The sequence below is a fragment of the Sphingopyxis sp. DBS4 genome, assembly GCF_024628865.1.
Taxonomy (GTDB): Bacteria; Pseudomonadota; Alphaproteobacteria; order Sphingomonadales; family Sphingomonadaceae; genus Sphingopyxis.
The window spans coordinates 2,073,791-2,088,800 of record NZ_CP102384.1; the positions used below are offsets into that span (position 1 = coordinate 2,073,791).

Annotated in this window: 16 protein-coding genes and 1 tRNA gene; 10 read left to right on the forward strand and 7 right to left on the reverse strand. The window is 66.5% G+C overall.

What is annotated here, in order from left to right:
- The first annotated feature begins 8 nt into the window (after positions 1 to 8).
- The 6 genes from NP825_RS09795 to NP825_RS09820 all read left to right on the forward strand — a co-directional run bounded on the left by NP825_RS09795 (position 9) and on the right by NP825_RS09820 (position 5,990).
- Positions 9 to 869: a helix-turn-helix domain-containing protein gene (locus tag NP825_RS09795; protein ID WP_257550979.1), complete on the forward strand. Its 861-nt coding sequence runs from the start codon at positions 9 to 11 to the stop codon at positions 867 to 869.
- Positions 870 to 986: 117 nt separating this feature from the next.
- Complete coding sequence (locus NP825_RS09800) at positions 987 to 1,922, forward strand: tetratricopeptide repeat protein (protein WP_257550981.1); 936 nt, start codon at positions 987 to 989, stop codon at positions 1,920 to 1,922.
- Complete coding sequence (gene tilS / locus NP825_RS09805) at positions 1,876 to 2,877, forward strand: tRNA lysidine(34) synthetase TilS (protein ID WP_257550983.1); 1,002 nt, start codon at positions 1,876 to 1,878, stop codon at positions 2,875 to 2,877. The genes NP825_RS09800 and tilS overlap by 47 nt, the downstream gene beginning before the upstream one ends.
- 98 nt (positions 2,878 to 2,975) lie before the next feature.
- A complete protein-coding gene (gene ftsH, locus NP825_RS09810; protein ID WP_257550985.1) occupies positions 2,976 to 4,919 on the forward strand; it encodes an ATP-dependent zinc metalloprotease FtsH in 1,944 nt (647 codons plus the stop codon).
- Between the two features lie 40 nt (positions 4,920 to 4,959).
- Positions 4,960 to 5,352, forward strand: a complete 393-nt coding sequence (locus NP825_RS09815; protein WP_257550987.1) for a hypothetical protein — start codon at positions 4,960 to 4,962, stop codon at positions 5,350 to 5,352.
- Positions 5,353 to 5,384: 32 nt separating this feature from the next.
- Positions 5,385 to 5,990, forward strand: a complete 606-nt coding sequence (locus tag NP825_RS09820) for a DUF3800 domain-containing protein (protein ID WP_257550989.1) — start codon at positions 5,385 to 5,387, stop codon at positions 5,988 to 5,990.
- Between the two features lie 56 nt (positions 5,991 to 6,046).
- On the opposite strand, the gene rpoZ is transcribed toward NP825_RS09820, so the two are convergent.
- Positions 6,047 to 6,391 carry a DNA-directed RNA polymerase subunit omega gene (gene rpoZ / locus NP825_RS09825; RefSeq protein ID WP_257550991.1) on the reverse strand — a complete coding sequence of 115 codons (345 nt, stop codon included), beginning with the start codon at positions 6,389 to 6,391 and terminating at the stop codon, positions 6,047 to 6,049.
- Positions 6,392 to 6,523: 132 nt separating this feature from the next.
- Between rpoZ and NP825_RS09830 the strand changes: the two genes are divergently transcribed.
- Positions 6,524 to 7,720: a phosphatidylserine/phosphatidylglycerophosphate/cardiolipin synthase family protein gene (locus NP825_RS09830; protein ID WP_257550993.1), complete on the forward strand. Its 1,197-nt coding sequence runs from the start codon at positions 6,524 to 6,526 to the stop codon at positions 7,718 to 7,720.
- Here the strand turns inward: NP825_RS09830 and NP825_RS09835 are convergent.
- Positions 7,717 to 8,352, reverse strand: coding sequence for a class I SAM-dependent methyltransferase (locus tag NP825_RS09835; protein ID WP_257550995.1), 636 nt, complete (start codon positions 8,350 to 8,352; stop codon positions 7,717 to 7,719). The genes NP825_RS09830 and NP825_RS09835 overlap by 4 nt on opposite strands.
- Before the next feature lie 178 nt (positions 8,353 to 8,530).
- Between NP825_RS09835 and NP825_RS09840 the strand changes: the two genes are divergently transcribed.
- On the forward strand, positions 8,531 to 9,805 hold the full coding sequence (locus NP825_RS09840; protein ID WP_257551371.1) for an MFS transporter: 1,275 nt from the start codon (positions 8,531 to 8,533) through the stop codon (positions 9,803 to 9,805).
- A 25-nt stretch (positions 9,806 to 9,830) separates the two neighbouring features.
- Here NP825_RS09840 and NP825_RS09845 read toward each other — a convergent pair whose 3' ends face one another.
- Positions 9,831 to 9,977 (reverse strand): hypothetical protein, encoded by a 147-nt coding sequence (locus NP825_RS09845; RefSeq protein ID WP_257550997.1) that lies wholly within the window; start codon positions 9,975 to 9,977, stop codon positions 9,831 to 9,833.
- Complete coding sequence (locus NP825_RS09850) at positions 9,974 to 12,310, reverse strand: CDC48 family AAA ATPase (RefSeq protein WP_257550999.1); 2,337 nt, start codon at positions 12,308 to 12,310, stop codon at positions 9,974 to 9,976. The genes NP825_RS09845 and NP825_RS09850 overlap by 4 nt, the downstream gene beginning before the upstream one ends.
- A 161-nt stretch (positions 12,311 to 12,471) precedes the next feature.
- Between NP825_RS09850 and NP825_RS09855 the strand changes: the two genes are divergently transcribed.
- Positions 12,472 to 13,350, forward strand: coding sequence for a LysR substrate-binding domain-containing protein (locus NP825_RS09855; RefSeq protein ID WP_257551002.1), 879 nt, complete (start codon positions 12,472 to 12,474; stop codon positions 13,348 to 13,350).
- Positions 13,351 to 13,405: 55 nt separating this feature from the next.
- Here the strand turns inward: NP825_RS09855 and NP825_RS09860 are convergent.
- Positions 13,406 to 13,480: transfer RNA gene (locus NP825_RS09860), tRNA-Thr, on the reverse strand.
- 81 nt (positions 13,481 to 13,561) lie between these two features.
- On the opposite strand from NP825_RS09860, the gene NP825_RS09865 reads away from it, so the two are divergent.
- Positions 13,562 to 13,726 (forward strand): hypothetical protein, encoded by a 165-nt coding sequence (locus NP825_RS09865; RefSeq protein ID WP_257551004.1) that lies wholly within the window; start codon positions 13,562 to 13,564, stop codon positions 13,724 to 13,726.
- Here the strand turns inward: NP825_RS09865 and NP825_RS09870 are convergent.
- Entirely contained in the window at positions 13,716 to 14,030 is a 315-nt protein-coding gene (locus NP825_RS09870; RefSeq protein WP_257551007.1) for a DUF1905 domain-containing protein, read from the reverse strand. The genes NP825_RS09865 and NP825_RS09870 overlap by 11 nt on opposite strands.
- Before the next feature lie 5 nt (positions 14,031 to 14,035).
- Positions 14,036 to 14,950 carry a peptidylprolyl isomerase gene (locus tag NP825_RS09875; protein ID WP_257551009.1) on the reverse strand — a complete coding sequence of 305 codons (915 nt, stop codon included), beginning with the start codon at positions 14,948 to 14,950 and terminating at the stop codon, positions 14,036 to 14,038.
- Positions 14,951 to 15,010: the final 60 nt, after the last annotated feature.

A 15,010-nucleotide genomic window follows, 5' to 3' on the forward strand; every position in this document is an offset into this window, starting at 1 on the left:
AGACAGCGATGGCAGACGAGGAAACCGCCCCCGAGCAGGGCGAGTTGGCGATCACGCGCACCGGCGACAAGCTGCGGTTGGCGCGCGAGGCCGCCGGCCTGTCGCTCGCCGACGTGGCGACGCGCACGCGGATCACCCAAAGGCACCTCGACGCCATTGAAAAATCCGATTTCTCCGAACTGCCGGGCCGGACCTACGTCACCGGCTTCGCGCGCGCCTATGCCCGCGCAGTCGACCTGCCCGAGGCCGAGATCGCGGCCTCGATCCGCCGCGAGCTCGAAGAGGATCAATATGGCGCGCGGCCGGTCTACGAAGCCTATGAGCCGACCGACCCGGCGCGCCTGCCGACCGCGCGGCTGACCTGGACGCTCGTCATCGTCGCGCTGCTGCTGGTGTCGGCCTATGGCGTCTGGCGTTTCCTGTCGGTCGAACCCGACGAGGCGCTGATCGCGGCGCAGAACCAGGCCGCCGAAGATTCGGAGGCCCCCGCCACCCAGGCCGCGCCCGCAACCGCCCCGGCGAAGGCCGGCGCCTCCGTCGCCGCGAATGCGCCGGTCGTGCTGACCGGCCTCTCCGAAGTGTGGATCGGCTTCGACGACGCCAAGGGCAAGACCGAGAATTGGCGGACGCTCGACCCCGGCGAAACCTATGAGGTGCCCGCGGCCTATATCGAACAATTCACGCTTCGCACCAGCATCCCGCAGGCGCTGAAGGTCACCGTGGGCGGCCGCGACGTCGGCCCGATCGGCCCCGCCGACACGCTGATCAAGGGCATTTCGCTGAAACCCGCCGACCTCGTCGCACGCGCCGGCGGCGGCACCGGAGCGGCTACCCCGGCATCGACGCCCGCGCCGAAAACCACGCGTTGAGGCCGTCATCCCGATGAAGCGAAGCCGCGGCGCGCCGAAATAGGTTTGCGCGTCCGCCGTTTCGGGCGTTATGAAGGCCGGGATAAAATTGGTTAATCTGTGGGGGCCTATCGGCAAATGATGAAGCATGTCACTCTCATGGGCGTGGCGGCGGTCGCGATCGCGGCGGCCGCGCCTGCTCAGGCGCAGGACCAGACCGTCACCAAGCGCGTCGACCGGCTCGAAAAGGAAATGCGCGCGGTCCAGCGCCAGGTTTTTCCCGGCGGCGCTCCGACTTTCTTCGAAGGCGAGATCGCGCCCGACAATACGCCGGGCGAGCGCGCCAAGGCCGCGACCCCGGTCGCGGACCTGACCGCACGGGTCGATGCCCTCGAATCGCAGCTTCAGACGCTGACCGGCCAGACCGAGCAGAACGCCTATCAGCTCCGCGAGCTCGAAAAGCAGTTCACCGCCTACAAGGCCGAGATGGACAGGCGCTTCCCCGCCGAAGCGGCGGCAGAGGCAACGCCTGCCAGCCTGCCGGTGGTGCCGACGGTGAAGCCGACGCCCGCCGCCACGACGGCGGCAGCGCCCGCGAAGAAGCCCGCCGCAACGCCCGCCAAGGCAGCGTCGCCCGATGCCGCGCGCCTCGCCCTGGTCAAGAAGGTCGAAATCCCCTCGACCGGCAACGAACAGCAAGATGCCTATAATTATGGCTTCCGCCTCTGGGACGCGAAACTCTATCCCGAGGCGGAAACCCAGCTCAAGACCGTCGTGACCAAATGGCCGAAGAGCAACCAGGCGAGCTTCGCGCAGAATCTGCTCGGCCGCGCCTATCTCGACGAGGGCAAGCCCAGCCTCGCCGCGGTCGCTTTCTATAATAATTACAAGGATCGGCCGAGCGGTCCCCGCGCCCCGCACAGCCTGATGTATATGGGCGTCGCGCTCGAAAAGCTCGGCCGCAAGGCCGACGCCTGCAAGGCGTTCCGCGAGCTCGACGATGTGTACGGCGACAAGGCGCCGCAGGATGTCCGCACCGATGCAGCCGCCGCAAAAGCAAAAGCAGGCTGCTGACAGCAGCGAGGCCGTCGAACGGCTCGGGCGCGACCTCGCCGCGCTCGCCGGTGCCGACTGGCAGCGGTTGCATTATGGCGTCGCGGTCTCGGGCGGTCCCGACAGCATGGCGCTGCTCTGGCTGATGGCGACGCTGCTGCCCGGTCAGGTCCGCGCGGCGACGGTCGATCACGGTCTGCGCAAGGGCTCGGACGAGGAAGCGCGCATGGTCGCGGGCTTCTGCGCGCGCGAGCATATTCCGCACGACACGCTGCTTCCGCCGGCGCCGATCCGGGGATCGACGCAGGCGGCGGCGCGCGCCGAGCGCTATCGCCTGCTCGACGGATGGCGGCAGGATCATGGCATCGCGCATATCCTGACCGCGCATCACGCCGACGACCAGCTCGAGACGATCGTCATGCGGCTCAACCGCGCGAGCGGGGTCGGCGGCCTGGCCGCGATCCGCGCACGCAACGGATCGGTGCTGCGGCCGCTGCTGCACTGGCGGCGCGACGATCTGATGCGGATCGCGTTCGACAACGACATCCCCTTCGTCGATGATCCGTCGAACGCCGACGACCGCTTCGACCGCGCGCGGCTGCGCCACGCGCTGCGCGCGCAGACGACGCTCGATGTCGAGGCGGCGGCGCGCTCGGCGCGCTGGCTGGCCGAGGCCGACGAAGCGATCGACTGGGCGGTCGAGCGGCTGATCGCCTCCTGGCCCGATGCGTCCGATATCGCGGTGATCCGCGACGAAGGCTATCCACCCGAGATCTTCCGCCGCGTCGTCACCCAGCGGCTGCGCGCCAACGATCCGGGGCTGGCGCTGCGCGGCGCCTCGCTCGACGGCGTCATTGCCGCGATGAAGGCGGGCCGGCGCGCGATGGTCGGCGCGCTGCTGATCGATGCGGTTCCCGGCCTCGCCGGCACGATCTGGCGCATTTCCGCCGCGCCGCGACGGAAAGCGCGCGCCTAGGGCGAATTGGCTCATTGTCATTTAACCCGATTATCCTACATTATCGGGAGAGAAGCGCCGCGTGCGCGAATTTTGGCGCGAATTTGGGAAAGATTCCGATGCAGGACGATAAGGAACCGCAGGGCAACCCCTGGATGAAGAGCGTGATGATCTGGAGCGGCATCCTGCTTGCCATGCTCCTTGTCGCCTCGATCTTCGGGGGCGCGGCGCAGCCGACCGGCAACACGCTCGCCTATTCCGAGTTCCGGCAAAAGGTGCAGGAAGGCGCGGTCAAGCAGGTCGTGCTGTCCGAAGATCGCGTCACCGGCGAGCTGACCAACGGCGACCGCTTCACCGCCAATATCGTGCGCGACCCCGAGCTGCTGAAGATGCTCAACGACAATAATGTCAAATATGACGGAAAGCCGACCGAAACGGGCAATATCTGGGTCTATCTGCTCATCCAGTCGCTGCCCTTCCTGCTGATCCTCGGCATCGCCTTCTTCGTCTTCCGCCAGGTGCAGAAGAACAACGGCTCGGGCGCGATGGGCTTCGGCAAGTCGCGCGCCAAGATGCTGACCGAAAAGCAGGGCCGCGTGACCTTCGACGATGTCGCGGGGATCGACGAAGCCCGCGAGGAGCTGGAAGAAATCGTCGAGTTCCTGAAAGACCCGACCAAATTCTCGAAGCTCGGCGGCCAGATTCCGAAGGGCGCGCTGCTCGTCGGCTCGCCCGGCACCGGCAAGACCTTGCTTGCCCGCGCGATTGCGGGTGAGGCGGGCGTGCCCTTCTTCACCATTTCGGGTTCGGACTTCGTCGAGATGTTCGTCGGTGTCGGCGCGTCGCGCGTCCGCGACATGTTCGAGCAGGCGAAGCGCAACGCGCCGTGCATCGTCTTCATCGACGAAATCGACGCGGTCGGCCGCCATCGCGGCGCCGGGCTCGGCAACGGCAATGACGAACGCGAGCAGACGCTCAACCAGTTGCTCGTCGAAATGGACGGTTTCGAAGCGAATGAAGGCATCATCATCGTTGCGGCAACCAACCGTCCCGACGTCCTCGACCCCGCGCTGCTACGTCCGGGCCGCTTCGACCGTCAGGTCGTCGTGCCGCGTCCCGACATCGAGGGCCGCCAGAAGATTCTGGAAGTCCACACGCGCAAGAAGCCGCTCGCGCCCGACGTCGACCTCCGCCGGATCGCGCGCGGCACGCCCGGCTTCTCGGGTGCCGATCTCGCCAACCTCGCGAACGAAGCGGCGCTGCTGGCGGCGCGCAAGGGCAAGCGCCTGATCGCCTCGAACGAGTTCGAAGAGGCCAAGGACAAGGTGATGATGGGTGCCGAACGCCGTTCGATGGTGATGACCGAGGACGAGAAGAAGGCGACCGCCTATCACGAGGCCGGCCACGCGCTCGTCTCGCTTCACGTCGAGGGCAATGACCCGCTGCACAAGGTCACCATCATCCCGCGCGGGCGCGCGCTGGGCGTGACGTGGAACCTGCCCGAGCGCGACCGCTATTCGCAGAATATGAAGCAGATGAAGGCGCGGCTCGCGCTCTGCTTCGGCGGCCGCATCGCCGAGCAGCTCATCTACGGCAAGGACGAACTCAACACCGGCGCCTCGAACGACATCCAGCAGGCGACCGACATGGCGCGGGCTATGGTGATGGAATATGGCATGTCCGAAAAGCTCGGCTGGCTGCGCTATCGCGACAATCAGGACGAGGTTTTTCTAGGCCACAGTGTCTCGCGCGCGCAGAATATGTCCGAGGAGACGGCCAAGCTGATCGATGCCGAAGTCCGTCGCCTCGTCGAGGAAGGCGAGAATGTCGCGCGCAAGGTGCTGACCGACAATCTCGACGAGCTTCACCTGCTTGCCGGTGCGCTGCTCGAATATGAAACGCTGTCGGGCGAGGAGTCGAAGCGCGCGATCAAGGGCGAAGACATCGGCCGCGACAATGATCAGGGCAAGAACGGCAACCCGGTTCAGGGTCATGCGGGCGGCCTGCCGCAGATCAAGCGCAAGCCGCGCCCGTTCGGCGACGCCAACCCGCAGGGCGTCTGATTCAGACCTTGTTCATTGATTTGGCACGATTCCGGTCCGCATGACCAACGGGGAAATGCGGATCGGATCGGCTTTTGCCGCACTCGGCGCCGGCGCTTTGCTGTGCGGCATGGCGCCCGGCGATATGAGCGTCGCGACCTTTCTCGCACGCGCCGGTTCGATCGAACGGCTGGGGCCGCTGGCGATCGCGACCCCCGAGGCCCATTATCTGAAAGGCGAAGTGATCGCCGCGGGCAAGCGCTACAAGGCGCGGATCGACGCCGAACGCAAGGCCGGGCGCCGGACCACGAGTTGCCCGCCCGAAAGCGGCACGCTCACCCCCGAACAATGGCTGGCCCATCTGCGCAGCTATCCGCCGCAGTCGCGCAAATCGATTTCCATCTACTCGGCGTTCGACGGACTGATGCGGAAACGCTATCCCTGCCCCGCCTGATGCGGCGTGCATGAGGCGAAGAAGGGTGCGGCATGACGATCTATTGCGATGAATCGGGCGGACTCAATACGGGCGCGATGACCTTCGCGGCCGTGATGCTCTCCCCCGATGCCGCTGCCGCAATCCATGCCCGCTTCCGCGCCGTCACCGGGCTGCGCGGCGAGCTCAAGGGCAGCCGGATCAGCCTGACCGAGCGCGCCTATCTGCTCGAACTCTTCGATCGCGCGGGCGGACGGGCGTGGGTCGCGGTGGCGAAGCGCGACAATCTTGCGCCGCCCGCCGATGGCCGGCTCGCGACCGATCTTGCGCTCTATACCGCGCTGCTCGATCTCGCGGTGAGCAACTGGCTTCCCGAAACCGGCGGCGTCTGCACCGACGTCGTGATCGACGACGGCCGCTACGACCCGGTGATCCTGGCCGGGGTGCGCGAAACGATCCAGGCGGGGCTCGCGGGCTGGGGTCAGGCGTCGCTCGCCGACAGCCGGCGCTCGGACGGCGTGCAGATCGCCGACGTGATCGCGAACAGCCTGTTCAACGTCGAAATCGCCTCGCCGCGCGCGCACCGCATCGGCGTCATCCTCGAACCCATGCTCGCCTCGCGCGCGATCCGCATCGCCGAACTCACGAAGCTCCTCTGAATCAAAAAGGGCCGCAGTTTCCCGCGGCCCCCTTGGTTATCGACTGTCGTCGGCGCTTATTCGAAGTCGCCGCCACCACCGGCCGGGCTGCGCGGCGGCGCCGCCGCGGTCAGGCGAAGCGCTTCGGCCGAACGCGCGATCGAGCTGATTTCGTCGGGCGTATCGTCATCGTCAACGACCACCTTCTGGAGCGAACCGACGAGCGCATCGCCGAGGTCGGTGGGACGCACCGTCTGCTCGGCGATTTCGCGCAGCGCGACGACCGGATTCTTGTCGCGGTCGCGATCGACCGTCAGTTCGGAGCCGCCCGAAATTTCGCGGGCGCGATGCGCGGAAAGCAGCACCAGATCAAAGCGGTTGGGAACCTTGTCGACGCAATCTTCGACGGTAACGCGGGCCATTGTGTTTCCTTAGAAGCGGAGAGGCCAGCCAAAGGCATGGCGGCAAGCGCTGCGCGCTAGCAGCGAGCGCCGCCGATGTCAATAAAACCCCTGCCCTTGCGGGCTCCACGCCCCCAAGCCTATGAGCAAGACATGACCGAGCCCGATGCCGCCGCCGGCCCCCTTGATACGTTGAAGGCAGACGTGGCGGGCCATCGGCTGGAGGTCATCTTCGACGGCCAACGGAGGCTCGAACGGCTGCTCGCGCTGATCGGTGGCGCGATCCGCAGCGTCGACCTGATCATGTATATTTTCGAGGACGATGATGCCGGGCAGCAAATTCTCGGCGCGATGACCGCGGCGGCGCGGCGCGGCGTGCGTGTGCGCGCGGTGATCGACAGCTTCGGGTCGGGCGACATATCCGACAGCCTCTTCGCGCCGCTCCGCGCCGCGGGGGGCAGCGTCATCTTCTTCTCACGACGCTGGCGGTCGAGCTATCTCGTCCGCAACCACCAGAAATTGCTGCTGATCGACGGCGAAGCCGGCGTAACCGGCGGTTTCAACATCGCGAATCCCTATCTCAGCGACCGGCGGACGCATTGCTGGTTCGACCTCGGCATCGTCATCCGCGGCCCCGTCGTCGCGGACATGACCGCTTGGTTCGAGGCGCTGCACAATTATACCGTCCACGACGACGGCAAGCTGCTGGTGCTGCGCCGGCTGATCCGCGAATGGCCGGTCGATGGCAAGCCGCTGTCCTGGCTGGTCGGCGGTCCGACCCAGCGCCTGTCGCCCTGGGCGCGAATGGTGCGCGGCGATCTGGTCGGGGCACGGCGGCTCGACATGGCGATGGCCTATTTCTCGCCCGGTCAGGGGATGCTCCGGCGGCTCGGCCGGGTCGCGCGGGCGGGGAAAGCGCGCTTCGTGATGGCGGCGAAGTCGGACAACCCCGCCACGATCGGCGCATCGCGGCTGCTCTACGGCTATCTGCTCCGCCAGAAAGCGGCGATATGGGAGTATCAGCCGTGCCGGCTGCACATGAAGCTGATCGTGATCGACGACATCGTCCACGTCGGCACGGCCAATTTCGACATGCGCAGCCTGTTCCTGAACGTCGAGGGGATGCTGCGCATCGAGGATGCGGGCTTCGCGCAGCAGATGCGCGACTTTCTGGACGGGCTGAAAGGCGATTGCGAGATCGTCACGGCCGCGAGCCACAAGGCACGGGCGAGCTGGCTGACGCGGCTGCGCTGGACGCTCGCCTGGTTCGTCGTCGGCGTCGCCGATTATACGGTGACGCGGCGGCTGAATTTCGGGCTGGGGGAGATCGATCCCGAGAGCGAAATCTAGTCCTTCCAGCCCCAGAAGAGGAAGCAGGGCGGGACGTTCACCCATTCGAACGCATTGTCGATGCGCCGGAAATGGGCGGCGAGGAAATCGCGGGCGCGGGCGCGAAACTGATAGACGAGGAAGGCGCCGCCCGGACGCAGCACGCGGTGCGTCGCCGCGGCGATCGCGGGGCCGACCCCCGCCGGCAGCGTCGAGAAAGGCAGGCCCGACAGCACATAATCGGCCTGCTCGAAGCCGTGCGCGCGGACGATCTCCTCGACATCGGCGGCCGAGCCGTGGACCGCGATGAAGCGGCTGTCGCGGATGTCCCCCCGCAGATATTCGATGAAATCGGGGTTGGTATCGATCGCGATCAGCGTCGCATCGCCCGCCATGCGTTCGAGCACCGGGCGGCAGAAGGTGCCGACGCCGGGGCCATATTCGACGAACAATTTCGTATTCTTCCAGTCGACCGGGCGCAGCATGTGGCGGATCAGGGTCGGCGAGGACGGGACGATCGATCCGACCATGACCGGATGCTTGATAAAGCCCTTCACGAACATCCCCCACGGTCCGAAAAAGCGCTTCAGCTTCTCGCGGACCCGGCGGATCGGCGAGACGGTCGATTGGGCCTGCGCCCGAGGATTGGTCATGACGGCTTTCGCATTGTTGCGGCTGAATAAGTGCGTGGCAAAATCGGCCCGCCAGCGCAAGGAAAGAGTCGGTCTTGACACTGGACAGCCCCCCTTTCGCGTGTAGGAAGACGCTGACCGCGGCGCAGGGCGACCGAAAGGGGACGAGGTGACGGCCAAATCGATTCCTGCCGACCGCATGGCGGTGCTGTTCGCGGTCATGCTCGTTGCCGCCGCCGGCAACACCGCGATGCAGTCGATCCTGCCCGCGATCGGCGCCAAACTTCGCATTCCGGACGTCTGGGTCAGCCTGGCGTTCAGCTGGTCGGCGCTGCTCTGGGTGCTGACCGCGCCCTACTGGGCGCGCCAGTCCGACAAGCGCGGCCGCAAGGTGCTGATGGCGCGCGGGATCATCGGCTTTTTCCTGTCGATGGCGCTATGCGGCCTCGCGCTGTGGGCGGGCCTGTCGGGCTGGCTCGCGGCCAGCACGACCTTCATCCTCTTCGCGCTGTTCCGCAGCCTCTACGGCGGTTTCGGGTCGGCATCGCCGCCGGCGGTGCAGGCCTATGTCGCGGCGCGCACCGACGCAGAGGAGCGCACCCAGGCCCTGTCGCTCGTCTCCTCATCCTTCGGCCTCGGCACCGTCATCGGCCCCGCCGTCGCCCCCTTCTTCATCCTGCCGATCTTCGGCCTCGCCGGCCCGCTTCTCGTCTTCGCGATCATCGGCATGATCGTGCTGGTGATGTTGCGCTGGCGGCTTCCGAACGACACGCCGCGCTTTGCCGCCCGCGGCGCGATCGCCTCCTATCCGCTTTCCGCCGGCCCTGCCGAGCCGACCGCCGAGGACGAGAATGACCGCGACCCTGCGACGCAGGAGTCGCTCGGCTGGCGCGACGAGCGCGTTCGTCCCTGGCTCTACGCGGGCTTTTTCGGTGGCCAGGCGCAAGCAATGATGCTCGGCGTCATCGGCTTTCTGATCCTCGACCGGCTGCATCTGCGGCTGAAACCCGACGAGGGCGCCGCGATCACCGGCATCGTGCTGATGGGCGGCGCCTTCGCGACGCTGCTCGCACAATGGGGGCTGATCCCGCTACTCAAGATGACGCCGCGCACGACCGTGCTCTATGGCGCCGCCTTTGGCGGGACGGGAATCATCATGACGGGACTGGCGCAGGATATGCACGCCATCGTCATCGGCTTTGCGTTCGCGTCGCTCGGCTTCGGTCTCTTTCGTCCCGGTTTCACCGCGGGTGCGTCGCTATCGGTCCCGCGCCGTGATCAAGGCAGCGTCGCGGGCATGACCGCGTCGATCAATGGGTCCGCCTATATCATCTCGCCCGCGATCGGTGTGCTGCTCTACAACTGGCACGCGATGGCCGCCTATGGCCTGATGGCCGCCTTCTGTGTCTGGCTGGTGGTGTGGGGCTGGTCCGCGCTACGGCAGGACCAGACTGTTCCGGACATACATATTTAGAGCAAGATCGCATTGCCTTCACTCGTCATTGCGAGGAGCGAAGCGACGCGGCAATCCAGAGCGTGCGTAAACCGCCCTGGATTGCTTCGCTTCGCTCGCAATGACGAGCGAGGAAACCAAAGTCATCAAGCTCCCGCGCCATTCCGGCCTTCGCCGGGACGAGCAGGTTCAATCCTTCGTCTCTTCGGGCGGATCGTCGGGATGCTTCCGCTCGCGCATCGGCTTGAGCATCCCCGGCGCGAAGAAGCCGATCGGATCGACGCTCATCGCCGCCTGCTTGATCTCGCCCTGGATCTTTTCATAATCCCTTTCCATGGCTTCGGTCACCGACGCCCGCGTATCCTTCAGCGCCGCCTCGAAATCCGCCATGGTGACGACATCGCTGCTCAGCGACCGCTTGAGCGCCGCAAGACCTGCGCGGCGGACGAGATCTTCCAGATCGGCGCCCGTGAAGCGCTCGCTGCGCTCGGCCAACGTGTCGAGCGACACATCCTCCGCAAGCGGCATCCTGCCGGTGTGAATCTCGAGGATGCGCTTCCGCCCCTCGGCATTCGGCACCGACACATAGATGAGCTCGTCGAGCCGCCCCGGACGCAGCAGCGCCGGATCGATCAGGTTCGGGCGATTGGTGGCGCCAATAACCACAACCGACTGCATCTCCTCGATCCCGTCCATCTCGGCGAGGATCGTGTTGACGACGCGCTCGGTCACCTGCGGCTCGCCGGATGTCCCGCTACCGCGCGCGGGGACGAGGCTGTCGAGCTCATCGATGAAGACGATCGTCGGCGCGACCGCCCGGGCTCGCGCGAACAGCCGCGCGATCTGCTGCTCGCTCTCGCCATACCATTTGGACAGCAGGTCCGACGATTTGATCGAGATGAAGTTCGCGTCGGATTCGCGCGCCGCCGCCTTCGCCAGCAGCGTCTTGCCGGTTCCGGGCGGGCCATAGAGCAGGAAGCCTTTCGCCGGGCGAATGCCGAGACGGCGGAACGCTTCGGGATTTTTGAGCGGCAGTTCGATCCCTTCGATCAATTTGTCGCGCGCGGCATCGAGGCCGCCGATGTCGCTCCAGCGCGTCTTCGGCGCCTGCACCATCACCTCGCGCATCGCCGAGGGCTGCACGCGTTTCAGCGCGTTGTTGAAGTCATCGCGCGTGACGCGCAATTCCTCCAGCACCTCGGGCGGGATCGTCCCAGCCGCCAGGTCGAGCTTCGGCATGATCCGCCGCACCGCCTCGATTGCGGCCTCGCGCGTCAGCGCCGCCATATCGGCGCCGACGAAGCCGAAAGTCGTGCGTGCGAGTTCGGCCAGGTCGACATCCTCACCAAGCGGCATACCGCGCGTGTGGATGCCCAATATCTCGCGCCGCCCGCTCTCGTCGGGAACGCCGATCACGATCTCGCGGTCGAACCGGCCCGGACGGCGCAGCGCCTCGTCGATCGCATCGGGACGGTTGGTTGCCGCGATGACCACCAGGTTCGTCCGCGGTTCCAGCCCGTCCATCAGGGTCAGGAGCTGCGCGACGATGCGCTTCTCCGCCTCGCCCGTCACCTGCCCGCGCTTCGGCGCGATCGAATCGATCTCGTCGATGAACAGGATCGACGGCGCGGCCTTCGTCGCGGCCTCGAACACATCGCGCAGCCGCTTTTCGGATTCGCCATAGGCGCTGCCCATGATCTCGGGTCCGTTGATCAGGAAGAATTGCGCCTCGCTCTCGTTTGCGACCGCGCGTGCGAGACGCGTCTTGCCCGTTCCCGGCGGGCCGTGGAGCAGCACGCCGCGCGGCGGATCGACGCCCAACCGGCGGAACAGTTCGGGATAGCGGAGCGGCAGCTCGACCATCTCGCGAAGCTGGTCGATCGTATCGCCAAGCCCGCCGAGATCGTCGTAGGTGACGTCGGTGCGCCGCGTATCCTGCGGCTCCTGATATTCGGGAAGCAGTTCGACTTCGGTATTCTCGTCGATCGTCACGATCCCCTTGGGGCTCGCGGAGACGACGAGCAGGCGCACTTCGGCGAGCGCATAGGCCGGTGCGTTGAGCATCTGGCGCAATTGTGGCGGCATGTCGCCCGACGGCAGCCGCTGCTGCCCAGCGGTCGCAACGGTGTCGCCCGCGACGAGCGGGCGGCCGAAGAAGCTGCGCTTCAAGGCATTCGCCGAACCCTGAAGCCGCAGATTTTCCTGCGCGGGCGCAAAGACGACGCGCGTCGCGGGGCGCGTTTCGGCGCGGCTCAACTGCACCATGTCCCCGGCCCCGGCCCCCGCGTTGGCGCGCTGCAGGCCGTCGAGGCGGATGACCTCCAGCCCCTCGTCCTCGGCATAGGGTGCGACGACGCGCGAAGCGGTCTCGCGCTTGCCGCTGATCTGGATGACGTCGCCTTCGGTCACGCCAAGCTGAGCCATCGCCGATCGCGGGATACGGGCAATGCCGCCCCCGCTTTCCTCGGCGCGCGCATTGGCGACTTGCAGTTTGACGCTTTTCTCTTTTACCGCGGCGTCGGCCAAATTCTTTCTCCCGCAAAGAGGTCAATATGCGGAAGATAGGATGGTCGTTCCCGATTTTCGACCCCCGTTCGCTCGGAACGAGCAGACGCCAATTACGCCGCACCGCACAAATTTTCTGGCATGTCAGTAAGCGCCATGCCATCACCGCCGCCGAGACGATCATGCAACGCCTTCCCCCCCTCAGCAGCATGGAAGCCTTTCTCGAGGTCGCGCGCCACGGCACGGTAAAGGCGGCCGCGAGCGAGCTTGGCCTGTCGATGCCGGCGCTGTCGCGGCGCATCCAGACGCTCGAACACGCGGTCGGACGGCCGCTCTTCAACCGTCACCACCACGGCCTCAGCCTGACCGAGACGGGGCGCGAGCTTCAGGAACAATTGTCGCCGATCATCGACGATCTGCGCGGGGTGCTCGGCCGTGTCGGCAGTCCCGACGCATCGCTGCGCCTGCACCTCAATGTCCTGCCGCTCTTTGCGCAGCAGCGGCTCTTTCCGCGCCTTCCCGAATTGCGCCGCCTGCACCCCGAACTGCATATCGATCTCGACACGCTGTCGCACGCCGAGGCGCGGCTCGGCGAAGGGATCGACGCCGCGATCGCGCTCGCACGAACGATCGATCCGGCGCTTTATGCGGCACGGCTGGACCAGGACAAGGTGTTCCCCATCGCGGCCAAGACACTGACCGACGACGGCCGCGCGATCACCGTCCCCGAACAATTGCAGCGCCTGACCGTCCTGCTCCACCGCGAAATGCCCGAGACCTTCGCGGAGTGGCGGAAGGCGGTCGGTATGCCCTATCTTGAGCCGGCAGGGATCGATTTCTTCGATTCGGGTCCGCTGATGCTCGAAGCGGCGGCGCAGGGTATCGGGGTCGCCTTCATGCACGGGCATCATTTCGACGACGCGCAAGATCCGCGGCTCGTCCGCCTGTTCGATTTCGATGTCGACAGTCCCTACAGCTACTGGTTCGTCTGCCGCCCGCGCGCGCTGCGCCAGCCGTCGGTCAAGCTGTTCCACGACTGGCTGCTGTCGGCGCGTATCTAGGGCCGGCCCCGTCTTGCCGGGTTAGGCCGAGCCATTGGCCGAATAATCCGGAAAATGGTGCTGCTGGAGAGGATTGAACTCTCGACCTCACCCTTACCAAGGGTGCGCTCTACCACTGAGCTACAGCAGCATCCGGGACGCCCGCGAACAGATGCTCGCTGGGCAGGCGCGGCCTATGGCGGGGCGCCTTGCCGCTGTCAAGGTGCGAGGCTTGACGCTGCGCCGATTTCGCCGCATCGCCCCCCTTGTGAGCAAACCGCCCTCCCCCGCCGACCTCGAACGCGAGCGCCGCCTGGCCGAGGCGCTGCGCGCCAACCTGCGCAAGCGCAAGACGCAGGCGCGCGAGGCGAAAGCGGAAAACCCGCCTAAAGACTGACGGTCACCGTCACCGCGTCACCCTCGGCAAGGTCTTCGGCCTTGCGGACCGCGGCCTTGACCGGAAGCAGCCAGCCGCCGCTTTCGCGGTGCGGAAAGACCGAGGTGTTCCAGCGCGTGTCGCCGATCGTCGCGCGCACACGGGCCGAGCCGAATCCCTTGCGGCCGTCGAGCCACTGGCCGCCGATCGCGGCGAGACGAATCCCGTCGGCGGCCTCGCCCGCGATGGTCAGGAAGAACCACGCCGCGGGCGCGGTCGCCGACTGCCAGCGCCAGAGCGGTGTCGTGACGGTAAAATCCTCCACCGCGCCTATTTCGCGGCGACGGGCCGGATCGGCACCGCGATATTGCAGATGTCGGCGCCACCCGCGGGCGTGATGAAAAAGGGATCGCGGCGGTTCTTCCGCGCGTCGGCGTAGCGCGCAAAGCTCGCACTGTCGGTCGACAGATATTCGAATTTCGGCTGCTCGGCCGCGGGCAAGTCGGTCGCGAGCCGGATCGCAAGGATCGGCACCTGCTCCTCCGCGCGCTCATAGACACCGAGGTCGCCCGTGCCGCGCGGCAGGCTCGACAGATGCTCGATCCCGCTGATCACGCGGCCGACGACCGCGATATTGCGGTCGAGATGGCGCGGCGCGTGGCCGATCACGGCATAGAGTTCGGCGCCCGAGCCCGTATCGGGCGACATGTTGCGACCGACGCCGACCGCGCCGTAGCAATGGACCGGCCACCAATAATCACCGCTCTGGGCAAGCGGCCAGCCATCCCTGATATCGGCCGCCTCGGCATAGGAATCGACCAGTTCAAGCCGGCCGAGCTGTTCCTCTTCGGCGGCAGGCACGCGCTGGACATACTCACTCTCCGGCACCGTCGCCAACCCCTCGGGTAACGGCTTCTTCTCGGTCGGATCGCCCCATTGCGCGACATAATTGTCCTGCACGCGGGTGACGGCAGTGCCGTCCCACCAATGCGCGGCGGCGAGCTTGCGGATGTTGCCGATCCAGCCCTGGCTGAAAGGCGGCGGCATCAACTGGATGACAACGCGGCGCGGCTTGCCCTTCGCATCGGGCGCGAGGTCCATGACGAGCAGGTCGGACGGCGCGATCGCAATCCAGTCGCTCGCGGGTGCCGCGGCGGCAATCTCGCCGGGCGACGGGATCGGGGCAGGCTCTCCGGCATGAACCGGAAGAGCGAGCAGGGCGGCGGCCAGGAGCAGATGTCTCATCGCGCCTGTCTGCCACGCCCATCCGACTTGCGAAAGACCCGGCAAGCGATTAGGGCGCCC

Coding starts and splice junctions, on each gene's coding strand:
- NP825_RS09795 (WP_257550979.1), top strand. CDS start 9: ATGGCAGACGAGGAAACCGCCCCCGAGCAGGGCGAGTTGGCGATCACG.
- NP825_RS09800 (WP_257550981.1), top strand. CDS start 987: ATGATGAAGCATGTCACTCTCATGGGCGTGGCGGCGGTCGCGATCGCG.
- tilS (WP_257550983.1), top strand. CDS start 1,876: ATGTCCGCACCGATGCAGCCGCCGCAAAAGCAAAAGCAGGCTGCTGAC.
- ftsH (WP_257550985.1), top strand. CDS start 2,976: ATGCAGGACGATAAGGAACCGCAGGGCAACCCCTGGATGAAGAGCGTG.
- NP825_RS09815 (WP_257550987.1), top strand. CDS start 4,960: ATGACCAACGGGGAAATGCGGATCGGATCGGCTTTTGCCGCACTCGGC.
- NP825_RS09820 (WP_257550989.1), top strand. CDS start 5,385: ATGACGATCTATTGCGATGAATCGGGCGGACTCAATACGGGCGCGATG.
- rpoZ (WP_257550991.1), bottom strand. CDS start 6,391: ATGGCCCGCGTTACCGTCGAAGATTGCGTCGACAAGGTTCCCAACCGC.
- NP825_RS09830 (WP_257550993.1), top strand. CDS start 6,524: ATGACCGAGCCCGATGCCGCCGCCGGCCCCCTTGATACGTTGAAGGCA.
- NP825_RS09835 (WP_257550995.1), bottom strand. CDS start 8,352: ATGACCAATCCTCGGGCGCAGGCCCAATCGACCGTCTCGCCGATCCGC.
- NP825_RS09840 (WP_257551371.1), top strand. CDS start 8,531: ATGGCGGTGCTGTTCGCGGTCATGCTCGTTGCCGCCGCCGGCAACACC.
- NP825_RS09855 (WP_257551002.1), top strand. CDS start 12,472: ATGCAACGCCTTCCCCCCCTCAGCAGCATGGAAGCCTTTCTCGAGGTC.
- NP825_RS09875 (WP_257551009.1), bottom strand. CDS start 14,950: ATGAGACATCTGCTCCTGGCCGCCGCCCTGCTCGCTCTTCCGGTTCAT.